Annotated in this window: 18 protein-coding genes; 7 read left to right on the top strand and 11 right to left on the bottom strand. The window is 42.5% G+C overall.

The annotated features are described in order from the left end of the window. Positions 1-38: 38 nt before the first annotated feature. Complete coding sequence (locus ZYMOP_RS05265) at positions 39-623, top strand: recombinase family protein (RefSeq protein WP_013934313.1); 585 nt, start codon at positions 39-41, stop codon at positions 621-623. A gap of 85 nt (positions 624-708) precedes the next feature. Here the strand turns inward: ZYMOP_RS05265 and ZYMOP_RS05270 are convergent, their stop codons facing one another. Next, positions 709-1,299, bottom strand: coding sequence for an NAD(P)H-dependent oxidoreductase (locus ZYMOP_RS05270; protein WP_013934314.1), 591 nt, complete (start codon positions 1,297-1,299; stop codon positions 709-711). A 231-nt stretch (positions 1,300-1,530) separates the two neighbouring features. On the opposite strand from ZYMOP_RS05270, the gene ZYMOP_RS05280 reads away from it, so the two are divergent. Next, a complete protein-coding gene (locus ZYMOP_RS05280; RefSeq protein WP_013934315.1) occupies positions 1,531-2,433 on the top strand; it encodes a LysR family transcriptional regulator in 903 nt (300 codons plus the stop codon). 2 nt (positions 2,434-2,435) lie between these two features. Here the strand turns inward: ZYMOP_RS05280 and ZYMOP_RS05285 are convergent, their stop codons facing one another. Then, positions 2,436-2,849 (bottom strand): SRPBCC family protein, encoded by a 414-nt coding sequence (locus ZYMOP_RS05285; RefSeq protein WP_013934316.1) that lies wholly within the window; start codon positions 2,847-2,849, stop codon positions 2,436-2,438. Between the two features lie 756 nt (positions 2,850-3,605). On the opposite strand from ZYMOP_RS05285, the gene ZYMOP_RS05290 reads away from it, so the two are divergent. From ZYMOP_RS05290 to ZYMOP_RS05310, 5 genes are all read left to right on the top strand, one after another. Further along, complete coding sequence (locus ZYMOP_RS05290; RefSeq protein ID WP_013934317.1) at positions 3,606-4,334, top strand: nucleoside/nucleotide kinase family protein; 729 nt, start codon at positions 3,606-3,608, stop codon at positions 4,332-4,334. 10 nt (positions 4,335-4,344) lie between these two features. Further along, entirely contained in the window at positions 4,345-5,121 is a 777-nt protein-coding gene (locus ZYMOP_RS05295; protein WP_252507401.1) for a nucleoside/nucleotide kinase family protein, read from the top strand. 60 nt (positions 5,122-5,181) lie between these two features. Further along, positions 5,182-6,501: a lipopolysaccharide biosynthesis protein gene (locus ZYMOP_RS05300; protein WP_013934319.1), complete on the top strand. Its 1,320-nt coding sequence runs from the start codon at positions 5,182-5,184 to the stop codon at positions 6,499-6,501. A 28-nt stretch (positions 6,502-6,529) separates the two neighbouring features. Then, positions 6,530-7,399, top strand: coding sequence for a hypothetical protein (locus tag ZYMOP_RS05305; protein ID WP_013934320.1), 870 nt, complete (start codon positions 6,530-6,532; stop codon positions 7,397-7,399). Positions 7,400-7,493: 94 nt separating this feature from the next. Further along, entirely contained in the window at positions 7,494-8,225 is a 732-nt protein-coding gene (locus tag ZYMOP_RS05310; RefSeq protein ID WP_013934321.1) for an SDR family oxidoreductase, read from the top strand. A 100-nt stretch (positions 8,226-8,325) separates the two neighbouring features. On the opposite strand, the gene ZYMOP_RS05315 is transcribed toward ZYMOP_RS05310, so the two are convergent. The 9 genes from ZYMOP_RS05315 to tolB form a co-directional block, all read right to left on the bottom strand. After that, a complete protein-coding gene (locus tag ZYMOP_RS05315) occupies positions 8,326-8,922 on the bottom strand; it encodes a glutathione S-transferase family protein (protein WP_013934322.1) in 597 nt (198 codons plus the stop codon). A 278-nt stretch (positions 8,923-9,200) separates the two neighbouring features. After that, positions 9,201-9,776: a TerD family protein gene (locus tag ZYMOP_RS05320; RefSeq protein WP_013934323.1), complete on the bottom strand. Its 576-nt coding sequence runs from the start codon at positions 9,774-9,776 to the stop codon at positions 9,201-9,203. A gap of 29 nt (positions 9,777-9,805) precedes the next feature. Then, positions 9,806-10,846, bottom strand: coding sequence for a DUF475 domain-containing protein (locus ZYMOP_RS05325; RefSeq protein ID WP_013934324.1), 1,041 nt, complete (start codon positions 10,844-10,846; stop codon positions 9,806-9,808). Between the two features lie 35 nt (positions 10,847-10,881). After that, positions 10,882-12,024 (bottom strand): TerD family protein, encoded by a 1,143-nt coding sequence (locus ZYMOP_RS05330; RefSeq protein WP_013934325.1) that lies wholly within the window; start codon positions 12,022-12,024, stop codon positions 10,882-10,884. 204 nt (positions 12,025-12,228) lie between these two features. Next, on the bottom strand, positions 12,229-12,804 hold the full coding sequence (locus ZYMOP_RS05335) for a TerD family protein (RefSeq protein ID WP_013934326.1): 576 nt from the start codon (positions 12,802-12,804) through the stop codon (positions 12,229-12,231). A gap of 28 nt (positions 12,805-12,832) precedes the next feature. After that, a complete protein-coding gene (locus tag ZYMOP_RS05340) occupies positions 12,833-13,228 on the bottom strand; it encodes a TerD family protein (protein ID WP_041581736.1) in 396 nt (131 codons plus the stop codon). Positions 13,229-13,541: 313 nt separating this feature from the next. Further along, on the bottom strand, positions 13,542-14,219 hold the full coding sequence (locus ZYMOP_RS05345) for a glycosyltransferase family 32 protein (protein ID WP_013934328.1): 678 nt from the start codon (positions 14,217-14,219) through the stop codon (positions 13,542-13,544). Between the two features lie 511 nt (positions 14,220-14,730). Next, on the bottom strand, positions 14,731-15,261 hold the full coding sequence (gene pal / locus ZYMOP_RS05350; protein ID WP_013934329.1) for a peptidoglycan-associated lipoprotein Pal: 531 nt from the start codon (positions 15,259-15,261) through the stop codon (positions 14,731-14,733). A 120-nt stretch (positions 15,262-15,381) separates the two neighbouring features. After that, a complete protein-coding gene (tolB, locus tag ZYMOP_RS05355) occupies positions 15,382-16,779 on the bottom strand; it encodes a Tol-Pal system beta propeller repeat protein TolB (RefSeq protein ID WP_013934330.1) in 1,398 nt (465 codons plus the stop codon). Between the last annotated feature and the right edge of the window lie 52 nt (positions 16,780-16,831).

Genomic DNA, 16,831 nt, shown 5'->3' on the forward strand with positions numbered 1-16,831 from the left:
ATAATAGACGGTAACAGCAATTTTGTAGGTTTTCGTTTGTGCTTATTGGCTATATGCGTGTTTCGTCAGTGGACGATCGTCAATCCATCGACCTACAACGTGATGCGCTCATTGCCGCAGGAGTGGACGAGCGAAATCTCTATTCAGACAAGGCATCAGGTGCACGCGATGATCGCCCCGGCTTGAAACAATGCCTTGCCTATTTGAAACCAGGAGACGCATTAGTTGTCTGGAAGCTTGACCGATTGGGACGCTCCCTTCCTCATTTGCTGGCGATCATTACTGACTTGAAGGCTCAAAACATCGCCTTCCGGTCTTTAACAGAGCAAATGAATACGAATACCCCCCATGGTGAATTGCTCTTTTCATTATTTGGTGCCTTAGCCCAATATGAGCGTGCCCTTACCCGTGAACGTATTATGGCAGGGCTCGCCGCCGCAAAAAGACGAGGAAGACGCGGGGGGCGGCCTCATAGCATCGACTCTGAACAGATTGAACAAATTACCGCCGCGTTAGATAATGGGGCTAGCAAAGCCTCAGTCTGCCGTAGCTTCAAAGTGCCCCGTTCGACCTTAATCGATACGCTCAAACGAATAGGGTGGACCGCGTCCGTAAAAACCTGATGAATATGTTATTTTTTGCCGCTTTCTTTCATTTTGATTGAAAGCGGCCTAAAAAGAGAACAATTTTTAAAGGTAAAATGACACCTTAAAGCGAAAAATTCAGGTTTTTAGCAAGATGCTGACGGTAATGGGCAATTGTCTGTTCTACAGAAGGGACTTTCATTACGTCCGTCGCTAAAAAAGTGGGCAGTTTTGAAAGCGCTAAAAACGCATTGGCTTTATGAAAAGGAAAGTAAACTGCATCTATTCCCTTTCCTTCAAAGAACTGTGTAGGATCGGTAAAAGCTTCATCTGGAGCATTCCAAGTAACAGATAACATATATTTTTTACCGTTTAGCAGGCCGCCCGAGCCATATTTCCGTTTAGGATCAGAACGGGTGCGTCCGTCATTGGCATAGAGTGAGCCATGCCCTTCAGTGAAAACTTCATCTATATATTTTTTTACAATCCATGGGATATCCATCCACCAAGCAGGCATCTGGTAAATGATTAAATCTGCCCATAGAAAATTTTGCACTTCCTCTTGGGTATTATAGCCATCGTCTATTTTGGTCTGACGAATTTCGAAACCCGCCGCTGAAAGGGTCTCAATCGCGATCTTATGCAAAGTATCATTCAGACGCCCATAAGAATGGGCAAAGACTTTACTACCATTTAAAAGAAATATATTTTTCATTAATAATTGATCCTGTAGGCTTAAATAAATACCGCATTATAATATGAAGAAAAATCCCTCTATTCAGTGGTAGACAACGTTCAGAAAAAAGAGGGCATCGACCTTTATAGACTTTATCGAAGACAACAATCTTCTTCTGGATATAAGGATAGCATATGAAATTTTCATAGCCCTTGATAACCCCTTTTCGTTCCATAAAACTTGTGAATAGGCTTCATAGAAAGGCATGGAATGGATAATCGGATCGGCGAAATGCAGATCTTTTTGCGTGTTGTAGAAAAGGGCAGCTTTTCCGAAGCGGCCAGAATGTCACTGACCACACCCTCAACGGTCAGCAAATTAATTGCCCGTATCGAAGCGCGGCTTGGTGTTCGCCTGATTGAACGCTCAACGCGTCACCTCTCGGTTACAACAGAAGGGCAGGTCTATTATGAACGGGCGCAGGCCTTAATTGAGGAACTCGAAGACATCGAGCGTTCGCTTATCACGGGTGCGGTCCAATCAAAGGGCGCTATTCGGATCAACACATCTGTTGCCTTTGGCCGTCTGGCGCTTGAGCCCCTCCTTCCTGCTTTCTGGGACTCCTATCCAGATATTCTTATCGATTTATCCCTTTCCGATGAAATGGCCGATATTTATCTAGATCGAACGGATATCGCTTTCCGTGTAGGAAAATTACAAGATTCAAGCCTTAATGCCCGTTATATTGGAACAGCACCGCGTAAAATTGTTGCCTCACCCGACTATCTAAAACAATCTGGAATTCCATATACAATTGATGATCTGGATCACCATCGATGTTTAGGCTTCAATTTCCGAAGAGCGGCACCGGTCTGGCCTTTACACGACAAGGGACGGCTCGTGGATCGGATAGTACGGGGCCCTCTTTTGGCTAACAATGGGGATACTGTTCACCGCATGGCGCTTCAAGGGGTCGGTCTGGCCAGACTTGCTGAATATCATGTCAGAGATGACTTAAAAACAGGGCGTCTTATTGCCGTAGTTGAGCAGCCTGAAGCTTTAGATGAAGAAGATATTCACGCCCTTTATTTAGGAGGACGTCAACTGCCCCAGCGTGTCCGCGTATTTTTGGACTTTGTCGTTCCAAAACTTCAGGCTTATCTTAACAATTAGGCCTAGGCCTCAAGAATAGATTTGGCATGGGTAACGCTGGATTTATAGGCATTGCCATAGCGTTCGATAGCTTCACTCTCGCTTAATCCAGCAGGTTCAAAACGACTACCCCAACTAATTACGCATGAATCTGAAGTTTTCTCTTCAACGCTCACTTTACCGATATAGTTTTTAACAGGATCTGGCCCTTCAACATAGGCATAAGTGTATAAACGTGCCTGTTCGTCAAAGGTCAACATGCGTTCACGAATAGTGATCCCCCCTGCTGCCGTCAGATGCCGAACACGCCCACCTTCTTCAAGCACACTTGTCTCTATCATGGGTATCCACAAAGGAAGACTGTCAAAACCTCCCAGCAATCGCCAAGCCCTGTCTGCACTCACGGCAACCTCTATTTTACCGACGACCTCAATCATAACGCTTTCCTTTTAACTCTATACAAAAATGCTGACAGGTAAGTTTTTTGCAGCCACTTTAGAGACGTATTGTTTCCCTATGGTTTTAAGGAAAGAATAACTACCCCTTTCATGCACATAAAACTTATGAACCCAATTCGTTAATGGGATTAACCATGATAATTTTCATTTATAAAACAAAACGGGTCTTCTGATGGTTAATTTGCGCAAAAGGCTATTTATGTCTTCTTCACAAAAAAAGGATTGGAAAGAACGGATTTTATAAATTGACGATAATTTTTAATTTCTAGTGGCCGAAATATAAAAAAGACTTTATCTAAAAAATAAAATGATCTTAGTCATAAAGCGGCTGCCTCTATAGTAAGCAACACGCTAACTTATAGAAAAAGAATCTTTCATATTTATCTTAAAATCCTAATTACCCAGATAATAGTACTCTATCTAATAAATTTATATATAAAATTTAATTATTTGGGATCTATATAGATAAAATCACAATATTCTTATTACCAGCAAAGCAATAGAATCCCTGTTCTATTTAATTTTTTTAAAAATGCTCAGTTGTAAGGTAAACTTCTCTATAAATGTAATTACAGATCATTCTCAATAAAGTTATCCAACTTTCTAATCATGGTAAAATATTACCTTTTACTTGACATAAAAATGTAACATTTTATACGAAATGATACTGCCTAGTATGGTTGGCGATCCTATGATTTCAGTCTGACAAGATCGCTATTTTTTAGGGCTACAAGAATGTCTAAAACAGGATATTGTCAGCAGATCAAGAGATCCGCACCCCTTATCGCGCTGGTGGGTGCAGACGGTAGTGGAAAGTCAACTGTTGGTCAGGAACTTCTGACGTGGCTACAACCCATGCGTCCGACGGTATTATGCCATCTTGGGAAGCAGACAGGAAACTGGGGGCGCGCAATTAGTCGTTTGCCTTTCTTTGGAAACAAACTGGACAAAGGTATTATAAAGCACTCGTCCAAAGCGCGGGATGAAAAGGGAGCCGGTGCGGTCACATCGATCATCATTTTTCTGTTCTCTATGCGCCGTGTAATCCGTTTCATGCGCATGCGTAGATTGCACGCTAGAGGCTTAACTATTTTGACTGACCGGTACCCACAAGCGGTGGTACCCGGCCCTATGGATGGACCCGGGTTAGTAGCGAGACACCCTAAAGGCATTATAGCGCGATTTCTGACACGCCGTGAGCAATCTTTGTATGACTGGATGGCGTCCTATTCACCGGATATTGTTATCCGTTTGAATGTTAATCTTGAAACAGCTATCAAGCGAAAACCTGATCATCGCCCCGCCTCTCTTGAAAGAAAGGTAAGCGATGTCCCTCGGCTAACCTTCAACGGGGCCCCTATTCTTGATCTGGATAGTACGGAACCGCTGGATCAAGTCCTTGCAAAAGCTAAGGAAGCCATTCTTACGATCACCACGCGTTATGACCATAAAATCTCTGAATAAACCTAGGGAAATGTCACTAGACAAAAAGCGGCCTTTTGACAGCAAGCAGGCTACAGAAAAACATGCCCCGCGTGGTAAATTAATTGCTCTTGTCGGGTGTGACGGCAGCGGCAAGTCCAGCTTAACCTCTGATCTCATTGGGGTCTTGCAAAAATACCGTCCTGTCAGACGTTATTATCTTGGCCTTGGATCAGGTGATCTTGGAAGAAAAATTGGTAAAATTCCCCTTGTCGGTTCTTGGATAGAAAGCCGCTTAAAACAAAAGGCCAAGGCTACCCGAACCAAAGGAGAAAAAATCCCAGGAGCTTTAACGGCACTGGTTGTTTATGCTTTCTCTTTAATACGCTTTTTTCACTATCTTCAGATGCGCTATGCCTTAAATGCTGGCATCACAGTCATTACGGATCGCTATCCCCAAGCAGAAATTGCGGGTCAATGTGATGGGCCCGGTTTATCAGCAGCCAAAGCCGGAAACCGATTTGTTGCCTGGCTGGTACAGTCAGAAGCGCGTCTTTACCGCCGGATGGCCTCCTTCCATCCTGATCTTATATTACGTCTTGATGTCGATGCGGAAACCGCCCACGCCCGAAAACCAGATCATGACATTGAAGCTATGCGTATCAAAGCCGCTGTCATGAAACAGCTAACCTTCGGAGGCGCGCATATGGAAATTATCAATGCAACGCAGTCTTATGAAGCTGTCTGGGATACGATAATCCATTTTATCCAGCCTTATATGAATGACGATCTATCCGATAATAAAAACAGCCGTCCTTTGCAGTTCTAAAGAAGTTCAGTTATTCCGTGCGGAAATAATCAACAAGGTAGGAAGCAATAAGGATTATATATGCCAAGTTGGTTGAATGACCGCGTTTTTCGGACTGTTTTAAAAAATGCTGGCTATCTGGGTTCAACGAAAATAGTCGGTGCTATTTTAGGTCTCGGGGCACTCGTCGGTGCAGGGCGTCTCTTAACCTCTGTAGAATTTGGTACGCTCATGCTGATTCATACCTATGCTCTTGGGGCGGGCGCGTTAACCAAGTTTCAAAGCTGGCAGATGATCCTTAAATTTGGCGCTCGGCCCTATGAGCAGGGCAATCAAAATATCGTCAGCAAGACTATCCGTTTTGCAATGGGATTGGATATTTCATCTGGTTTTTTAGGAATGATTGCGGGAATGATCCTCCTGTTAACAGCAGGCACTTCATTCGGTATCGGCTACCAATATACGGCTATTGCCCTTTTATACTGCACGCTTATTCCTACGATGTCTTCCGCAACACCAACAGGTGTATTGCGTTTGGTAGGCCGTTTTGATCTGATTGCTAGACAACAAATCGTTACCCCTCTCCTACGCGGCCTTGGCGTTCTGGTCGCTTGGCTTTTCGGGCTGGGTTTTTCTGCCTTTGTTCTCACATGGTATATCGGTGATATTGCCGGGGATCTCGTTCTGTGGGGGATGGCGATACAAGAACTTCGCAAAAGAAACATGCTCTCTTCACTACGGCCTAGTCTACGGGAGGCCCCTACCCACCTGCCTGGAGTATGGAGCTTTGTGTGGTTAACCAATCTTAATACGACGCTCGATGCCTGCTGGTCTCCGGTTGGAAATCTAATCGTTGGTGGAATGCTCGGTCCGGCGGCGGCTGGACGTTACAAAATTTCGACGACATTGCTGGATTCTGCGATCAAACCTGCCCGTTTTCTAGAAAAAGGGTTTTATCCTGAAATCATGCGGCTTGATCCAGCAAGCCACCATCCTTGGCGTCTTTCGTTACGGACGGGGTTGCTATCTGCTGGAATCGGCCTTTGTATTATGCTGGCGATATTGATAGGGGGAAAGCCGCTGATTAGCCTTTTTGGGCATAAATACAGCGATGCTTCGACCCTCATGATGATTATGTCACCTGCCTTGGTGGTATCCATGGCTGGGTTCCCCCTAGAATCCTTGCTCTATATGGCAGGGCAAGCCAAAGCGGTTCTTGGTGCACAGATTGTTGCCGTGATAACGTATATTATCGCACTTGTATTTTTAACGCTCGAATTTGGCCTGTATGGCGCGGGAATAGCCTATGTGCTAGGCATTCTTTTACTGAATGTTCTATCCTTGGCACCGGCTATCGCCAGTTATGCACGTCGTCATACCCTAGCGTCTATTGAACGCTGAATATTACAATAAATATAGCGAGAAACGGGTGATTTATCAAAAAGCACGTAAGAAATCGGTTTTTCTTGCATCTCCCTGCTTCACAGATTTACAACTGGACAGAGTATTTAATAATATTCTGCTCGATGATGTGCCTCATATGGAGGCTGCCTGTCCTCAAGAGACAAGACCGGCCTTAAGGCCAGAAGATAGTGAAGATTGTTATCGACTCTGCTGGCAACTTTTGGAAAAAGGGGCTCATATAGCTTCCTTTCGACGACTTGTCGGACGCATTATAGCCCGCGGCGGGACAGATGATCCAGATGAGCGGCTTGATTTCAAATATGTCCGTGCAAAATTCAAGCACATCCGATTTGCCTGCGCAAACCTTGATGAACGGCACCGCTATCCGTGGTCTGTTAATTTGGCAACCAGTCTGATGGGGCATATGCAAGATGCCTTCAAAAACCATCAAAAAACAAAAACTGTTTTATGGGGCAGTTTACTCTGGCTTGTACTGCTACCACCCTTTTATAAAATAGTTCAGTATCAACTTTCAGAGTTCAGACCCGCGACAAAAACAAGTCTGTTAGAGTACTTTCGAAAACAAAATGGTAAAATTCGCGCGGCGCTGAATAGACAAAAGGTTACGGGGCATCAATTTCATGACATCCGTAAAATCATTAGCCGCCGCATCGCTTTTAACGACACACTCCGTGTTATCCATCCAGCAGAATGGAATGACCAGATGTCCTTATATTTGGCAACGATCAATGGCTTGATGGGTGACATGCATGACGTTCTTGTCGAGAAAAAGATTAAAGGGGAACAGGACTACGACAAGGACACATTTCCGTTACCGGATAATATCCTTACACGATTGGCCACGCTTCTGGCTCTTGGCGAAAATGGTTTTTAGAAATGTAATAAGCAGGCTTAGATTAAATGGCCTTGATTGCAGGGTCTAAAAAAGACGTCCTTAATTTTCTCTTTCTTGATAAGGAAAACCTATAATGACAAACCGCGTTGCAATAATCACAGGTGGCAGCAGAGGTATAGGGGCAGCTATTGCAGAAAAACTGGCCATGGATGGTTTTGATATAGCCTTTTCTTATGCGCGCAGCGCCTCACAAGCCGATGTACTTCGCGAAAAAATTGAAAAATTGGGCCAAAAAGCCTTAGCCATTCAAGCCGATGGTTCCACGGTTGAAGGCAATAAAAAAGTCATAGCAGAAACTATTAAATATTTTGGCCGTCTAGATGTTTTGGTCTGTAATGCCGGTATGTATCCCTATAAAACTATCGATCAAGTTACAGTAGAAGATATTGATCAAACCCTTAACCTTAATCTTCGCGCGGTTATGGTCGAAACAGCAGAAGCCGTGCAGCATATGTCTGCGGGTGGAAGAATTATTTTAATAGGATCGGTATTTGCTGAACGCGCCCCTTTCCCAGGAATTTCTTTATATGCTTCCACAAAAGCGGCTCTAAAAGGATTTGCTAAGGGGGCGGCGCGAGACCTTGGCTCCAAAGCTATTACGATCAATGTTATTGAACCGGGGCCAATCGATACCGATATGAATCCCGTCAATGGCGAAGCGGCTCATTTAATTTCTAGTTTTGTGGCAACAAAGCATTATGGAAAAGTCAATGATATTGCACGGACAGCGTCATTTCTGGCCAGTCCTGATGCGGGTTATATTACCGGAACAGCAATCCCGGTAGATGGGGGCCTTTTAGCCTAATCATTTATAATGATGCTTATCAATCCCTGTTTTTTTTATTGAAAACAAAAATTTAGTTTCAAGTTATACCTCTCAAAAAGCGCTGTCTGATCCACTATAATTAGTCTTTAACGGAAATATAGTGAGGCAGCGCTTCAACGCGCGTCAGCCATTGCCGTAAATCAGGGTAAGGTTCTAAACTAATGCCGCCTTCTGGCGCCAAAGATAAATAAGGATAAGCTGCACAGTCAGCCAAAGTAGGCTTACTGTCTGCTAGCCATAGATGTGTCGCAAGATATTTATCAATAATCGTCAATGTCCGTCGGCTTGCAGCAAGGGCATCCTCATAACGAAGCGGTGTACCAAATAGCTTCACCAAACGGGCGTCCGCTGGGCCATGCTGTATTTCATTCGTGCTGACGGAAAGCCATGCCACTACACGCGCACGGATAGAGGCTTCTCTAGGCCACCACGCCTGCTTCCCAAATTTTTCGGCCAGATAAACAAGAATAGCTTGAGAGTCCCAAATAACGACATCGCCCTCTTTAAGCACCGGAACCTGCTGCCAAGGATTAAGCGCTGTGAACCATGGTTGCTTCTGTTCGCCCACGCTAAGATCAACATTCTGTATATCGAGATCAATCTCCGCAAGTGCCGCAAATAATCGAACTTTGTAGCAATTTCCCGACGGAGGACAGTTATAAAGAATAATATGCATTATAGCCGATTACTCCAACTTATCACTAGACAGACAGGAATATAGACAATAATTTTTTATCTTTAAAAAAAGGATAGATAAAATTTCTTAAATAAAAAATAAATATTTTTAAAATATATTTCGTTTTTATTATATTTTACAATATCATTATAAATAATATTTTTTTGGGAATATTATTTAATTCTGACCTCCTTTTACATCCTCTTTGAATAGGATAAAAAGGAAGTCAGAATAGACACGTAAACTTTAGTATTAGCCTCAACATATGCATTATAGCATTAAATATTGACGCCATAATTTTTAGCTAGAGGCCCAAGACCCCCATTATAGCCCTGTCCTATTGCGCGAAAAGACCATCCGCTATCCTTACGGTAAAGCTCAGCAAAAATCATCGCGGTCTCAGTTGATGCGTCTTCGGAAAGATCATAACGCACAACTTCAACGCCCGTTTTCTCGTTTACGAGCCGTATATACGCGTTGGACACCATACCAAAATTCTGACGGCGCGCTTCAAAATCATGAATAGTGACGGCTATCGCAATTTTTTCAATATCGGTTGGGACTTTTGACAAGGTAAGTTTAATTTGCTCATCGTCACCATCCCCACTACCGGTAAGATTATCGCCTTGATGCTCAACGGCCCCATTGCCTACAACAGTTTGATTGTAGAAACAGAAATCCATATCATTGCGCACATGCCCATCTTTGCGGAGCAAGAAAGCCGACGCATCAAGATCAAAATCCGCGCCATCCGAAGCGCGAACATCCCATCCGAGACCGACAAGAACGACATCAAGTGAGGCATCGGTCTTAGTAAGACTGAGATTACCCCCTTTTTGAAGGGAAATAGCCATAATATATCCTTTCTTAAATTAGACTTGTTTTAAGGCTTAGAAATCAATTCTGGGTGAAACTTATTCCATCGAATAGATGAAAACAGGGCAAGTCCGATTAAACCGGCCCCCACAAAACCCGTAATAATTTCTGGGACAGCCTGATGAACGCTGATAAACATCAAGGCTGCCAAGGCAAGAATGGCCCAAAATGCCCCATGCTCCAGATAACGATATTCTGAGAGCGTCCCTTGTTTAACAAGCATGATGGTAAGGGATCGAACGAACATGGCACCGATCCCTAAACCAAGGGCAATGACAAACAGATTTGTTGAAAGCGCGAAAGCACCGATCACACCGTCAAAACTAAAAGAGGCATCCATGACTTCAAGGTAAAGAAAAGCACTTAGACCCATTTTTGCAACGGTCACCGTTGTCTCTTCTGGCGCTTCAAGAATTGTTCCAATCGCTTCTACTATAATGAAGGCAATCAAACCGAAAATGCCAGAGACGAGAAATGTAAGCGCCTCTGACTCTGTTAGAAATCGGGACATGCCGAAGAGCGCTAAAAGAACAATGCCTATTTCTATGGCTTCCAGTTTAGATAATCGAGACAGTTGCCGCTCGATAAAGGCGATCCAATGCACTTCTTTTTCGCCATCAAGGAAGTATTTTAAGCCCACCATAGCCAAAAAAGCCCCCCCAAAACCCATAATCCCGGTATGGGCACCTGAGAGTATCTGTGTATATTGATCAGGATGTTTAATGGCGAGTAGCAGCGCAGAAACAGGCCCAAGATGTGCCGCAAATCCGACGATAACAAGCGGGAAAAGTAGCCTCATGCCAAAAACGGCGATGAGTATGCCCCACGTTAAAAAGCGATGCTGCCATACATCATTCATATTGGTAAGAACGGTAGCATTCACGACCGCATTATCAAAAGAGAGCGAGACCTCAAGTATACCAAGCACGATACAGATAAATACTATCGAAAGAGCACCCGCAGCAGTACCTGTCCCATGATAGCCTAAAATTGCAGCCAAACAGAGACAAACCACTGTAAAGACCAAAGATCCCTTAAAATACTTCATAAGCTATGCCCTGACATAGTATAATATTTATAAAATTAATCCTTGGAACCAGAAGTCCAACGAAGGTGAATACCAATATTATCTGCAAATTTTTTTTGATCACCGAAATATTCTACTAGACGGCTGACTTTCATCTTACCCTTATCATTGTCGATAAGGGCGACACCACACAGCCTCATGTTATTCCGTCCTTCGGTCATTCGAACTTCTAACGGAGGCTGGCCCGGGGATGTAATAGTAACGATGCCATTTGTTTCATTCCAATTTGGAACGCCTTCATAAATCAGCGCAAAGACAGCAACTCTTTGGATCTCATCAAAATGTTTGCCGTTAATCCGGATTGTTTCACCGGACAAAACATCGCCTGTTCTGTCATCACCCGATAGTTCTAAATAAGGCGCCTCATCAAAGTGGCCAAAGGCATTGCCCAATGCCTGAACAATACCTTTTTGACCATCTTTCATGATATAAAGGCAACCCAGATCCAGATCGATAGCCTTATTGGATCGGTTGCCACCAAAAAATCCCCGTTTTGGAGAGGTGCCCCGAGACCAGTTTAAATTGAGCACAATCTCGCCAAAAGCACTTCCTGTTTTTTCAAGACTGATCGACTGTTTCTTTTCCAGCGTTACTTTTTTTAAATTTAATCTAGGGGGCGACGGCTGTTGCGGAGCAGGCGACTCGATTTCGCCTCCAAAATACGTGATCAAAGCCGGCAAACCTCCGTTAAAGCCTTGACCTATGGCCCCGATACGCCAAGAACCGGCATGACGATAAAGCTCTAACATCATGACCGCCGTTTCACTCGTCAAACCTTCCTTACCGTTATAAACGGCTTCCCCTTGTCCGATAGAAACGCGGAGTTCTTCAGCTTTACTGATGGGAGCGGCATCATTTGTTGCTGAAAAGACAATTCTGTCGATTGATGCTGGCACGCGATCAACATCTATCGTAAAACGTGTCTGTCCAGAATGAGATTCAAAAGAAATAGTGCTATCTGGACTATGAGGATTACTAAATAATATTACATAACGATCATCGCCTATCTTCCGATCAGAAGTAAGCCCAAAGGCGACAATATCAATATTTTCTGGGCGATGGTTAACGGTTATAATAATAGGGCCATTGGGTATAATATCACGAAGAGGTATTTTTTGGCCGCGCGCTAATTCAATCATAAAACGCTCCTAATATATTAAATTTAATTGGATTATTTTAAAATTTATTGCATGCTTTTATGAAAAGCGGCTTCTTCGTGATTGTAAAATCAATTTTTTATCTAAAATATTTTTAAATAATACATCAATTTTTGATGATTATATACTGATAATTTGTTTCATATCTTTTCAAGAGAAGACCGAGATTAAGAAAAGAGTATCCGCTTACAGGCACGAAGCTATAGCGCTCATCATTTCCCGAAATGTTCGGCCTGTAGATTTCAGCCCAATCGCTTTCATTTGCCATTCTCCAGATCGACGACTCAAGCTGCACATAATTAAACCGGTATGAGAACCACTTTCTGTAAGGTTATAACGCGCTAACTCAGTATTTTTGTCTATATCCAAGAGACGAACATAGGCATTTTCGATCTTGTCGAAAGTATCGCCTTGAAAGCTATTAATGGTAAAAATCAGTGTTAAGACAGAGGAGGGTAATTTAGAAAGATCAACATAAATTATTTCATCATCCCCTTCACCGTCTCCCGTCAGGTTATCACCTGAATGAATGACGGAGCCATCTTTACTTTGTAGCTGGCGAAACCATACAGTATCTATTATGGAAGCTTTATTATCTATCAAAAGACAGGACGCATCTAAATCAATATTATTATCAGATAATAAACGGGAAAAAAAACCACGTGTTTTTTTTGCATCCCAACCCACACCAAAAGCAATCCGCCTAAGCTTTGTATCTTTTTTAGTAAGCGAGATTGTCTGCCCTTTTAATAAGGAAACCATAATATTATCCTAACGCGTTATAGGGTACTTATGGGGTGTCAGTCCTATCAATAATATAGCGTGAATAAAGGGCCTCTAAGCCCGTATTAAAGGATTCACCAATGGCTCTAAATCTCCATATTGAGCCACGACGGTATATTGAAAAGGCGACTAAGGCCCTGCCTTCCGTATATTCGCTTAGATCAAACAATGCATTGTTTACCCGAACGAAAATGTTGCCTGCACGGTTAAGTTTTACACGTATCATTCCCGGCTTATCTGTATGAATGACAACAATTAGGGCAGCAATGGATGCGGATATAGAGGCAGTATCAATGACAAGACGCAAAGAACTAGACTTTTTAAGAAAAGAAACGCCTTGAATCTTATCGCCTAAAGACCAATCAGAAATAGCATGTTCCTGTGCATCCACAGGAATAGTCATAAGTTGAAGAGCCCCTTCAGGTATCAACTCCGGCTTTGCTATCTCGAAGTCAATTATTTGACGTTGGTTTGTTAAATCAAACCGCTGGCCTCTTACGATCAAATCGTACTCATTTTTAAAAAATGTTAATATTTATAAATTATCATTTTTTAAAATATTTTCAACATTTAAATATTGAAAATAAAAACCTATTTTTTAAGTGCCTTTTCTTCAAATCTAGGTTCATCTCTAACAAAGGTAAAAATTCCTATTAGACGTTGAATAGATAAAAAATATACATAACCTATCCTCAACAACAAATAACTATTTAATATTAAATAGTTATTTGTTGAAGATTATCATTTTGTCCTTTAGTAAAACCCCAGATATGCTCTGCAAAAACATGTCCCTTTCCTTTATAGAAAGCACCAGTATGATGAAGAGGTGTAAAATAATGGCTGGGCCATAAGGTATAGTTATATTGAAGATTCTCTCTATGGATTTCAGTTACCAACTGAGGTCCCGTAAGCTGCCAGAGAGGAATACCGAGAATAGTAGGTCTATTATAAATAGTTTCGATAAGTTTAGCGAGAAAAGGATGCTGGGGGACAGTCGCCATGACATTATTACCTATAAGGTTAGGTCTTGTATGTTCGTTTTCCCAACCAAGACAAATGTCACTATCAAAAAGCCAATCTTCTAAGGGACGAACGCAATAACTGTCGGCATCAACATACAATCCACCTTCAAGGAAGAGAATTTCATAACGCATCATATCAGAAATCCCATGAAATTTCCTATATTCAAGAAGGGTTTCCATATGTTTGACATTATGCCACGGATGATTGGCAAAAATATTATTTTCCCATAATTTAACCCGCCAACTAGGATTTTTCTCAATCCAACTGTTAATGAAATGATTAGGTCGTTTACTCTGGTTACCAATCCAAATAATATGAATAGTTTTTGGTATAGATATTTTTTTAGTATTATATCCGTATTTATCGACCATACTTCGCCTCCTTAACATATAAAAATAAAAAAATTCATCATTATACTCTATAAAAAAAATTTATTTACAAATAAAAGAAGTCATAAAAACAAAAATCATTTAAAATTTAAGAAAAACATTCTCAGAATAATATTCTATATTAATAAAATTATATTTTTTCTAAAAAATTTAGAAATAGCAAAAAATAAATAAATAGAAATGAGACTGTCTTTTTCCTTTAATATAACTGGGATACGAAAAATGGGCAGGAAGGCGCCTGTTTACGATAAATATCTCGAGGATTTATCCCGCTAATCCCTTCAATCATTATTCCTATAAAGGATTGATATTAAATATTTAAACACTATTCACGACGTCAAAAAATCTACCAAATTTTTATAAGCTATTTAGCCTAAAAAAACAGTTTCTTTTAAGCTTAATTTGATTCAAAAAATCAGGAATAAAAAAGGCCACCCTTTTAAGGCGGCCTTCTATTTGGTTCGGAATAATTTTACACTTTTGATTTACATCATCAGTTAGGCGTGACTGTCACAGCGCGCCGGTTCTGAGCCCAAGCCTCCTCATCAGAGCCCAAAGCAAGAGGCCGTTCCTTACCATAGCTGATCACGCTGATAGAATTGGCGACACCGCCCTTGGCAAGATAATCATGGACGGCATCAGCACGCTTTTCACCTAAAGCAAGGTTATATTCGCGCGTACCCCGTTCGTCGCAATGACCTTCAATACTGACATGAACGTTGGGGTATTTCTTTAACCATCTAATTTCACGATCCAAAATTGCTGTGGCCGTGCTATCAAGATCATATTTGTCAGTTGCGAAATGGACCATATCGGTACCAACCTGACGTAAAAAATCAGCATGGGAGCCCGGAACAACCGTATCCTGAACTGAGCCCATATTACTACTATTGTTATCAAGATGGGCCGGTGCTCTTGTTGCCGGTGGAGGTGGTAAGTTAGCCGCCTTGGGTTGATGATCCGAACAAGCGGCAAGTGCTGCTAATCCGGCGAATAGACTTATCGTTAATTTAATATTAGCCATTATAACCTCCCGGTCATGCGGTCCGCCATGCCATGAAAAAACAGCGGTATTAAAAGTAAAATCACCGAATCACTTAAATAGTTCAGAGATTATCTTCCAAACACATAAAATAATAAAGAATTATGGTAGTAATGGCCCCCATGACGGATCAGATCCATCCAAAGGTGTGGGAATATGTCTCTCATTAACCCCTGTAAGATCAACAGACCATAATTCGGTATGTCCAGAATTTCGCGCTGTTCTAAAGAAAGTAATGACACGACCATTAGGTGACCAACTGGGGCCCTCATCTTGCCATCCGTTGGTCAAAATCTGTTCACCTGTGCCGTCTGTTTTCATTATACCAACGTGAAAGCCACCCCCAATTTTGGTAAAGGCAATCAGATCACCGCGTGGACTCCATACAGGCGTAGCATAGCGCCCATTGCCAAAGCTGATACGGCCCTGATTAGAACCATCCGCATTCATAATATAAAGCTGCTGTGTACCGGATCGATCACTTTCAAAGATAATTTTTGAACCATCAGGGGAAAAGCTCGGCGCTGTATCAATGGAAGGCGAGCTTGTCAGACGGGTCGGACGCCCTCCCGTAACCGGAACTTTATAAATATCAGTATTGCCTGAAATCGACATTGAAAAGACAATGGTTTTACCATCAGGAGAAAAGCGCGGCGCAAAAGTCATATAAGGCTGATTAACAACCAACCGGACATGCCCTGACCCCAAGGTATAGACGTAGATGCGCGGAGTATTTCCGACATAGGATAGATAAGTAACCGTTTGCTGATTAGGCGCAAAACGTGGGGTCAGCACCATAGATTGACCATTAGTCAAAAAGCGGTGATTAGCCCCGTCCTGATCCATTATAGCCAATCGTTTCAAACGATGATTTTTCGGGCCAGTTTCTGATACATAAACAACTCGACTATCGAAATAAGGTCCTTCCCCCGTTAAACGCGTATAAACAGCATCTGCGCATTTATGCGCTGCCCGTCGCCAATCTGCTGGTTTTACAACAAAACCTTTATGCAGCATCTCTTGAGAAGCAAAAACATCATAAAGGTAACAACCAACCGTCAAGGTTCCATCGCCATTAGCCTGAACAAAACCCTGAACTAAGGCCTGTGCACCACTTGATAACCAATAGCTATATTGAGGTGCCGTTACTTCTGGAAAAGAAACGGTATGTAAAGAAGCCTGTTGAGAAGGCGTAAAAAGACCGCTCGATTTCAAATCATTGGTAATAACCGCAGAAACCTGCCGCCCCAAAATAGCAGTGGTGCCGGCTAATGTTTCTACAACACTAGGGGTTGGCATCACCGGCACAGCAATCGGCATAGGCTGGGAAATGCCACCCGTAATATCTACCCGCAAAATTCGGCGGTCACCCTGATTAGCGGGTTGGGCACCATTGTTACCCGCAGATTGTACAGGGGGCGGGGGCGTCTGCGCGGAAAGGGCAGAAGCGCTGACAGCCAGTAAAGCGGTTACCGCCAGTTTTCTGATCACGCTGCTCATTTAATCAATCCTTATTAAAGGCCGGGCTTTCGTCACAGGCCGCTTTATTCTT

The sequence above is a fragment of the Zymomonas mobilis subsp. pomaceae ATCC 29192 genome (assembly GCF_000218875.1).
GTDB lineage: Bacteria > Pseudomonadota > Alphaproteobacteria > Sphingomonadales > Sphingomonadaceae > Zymomonas > Zymomonas pomaceae.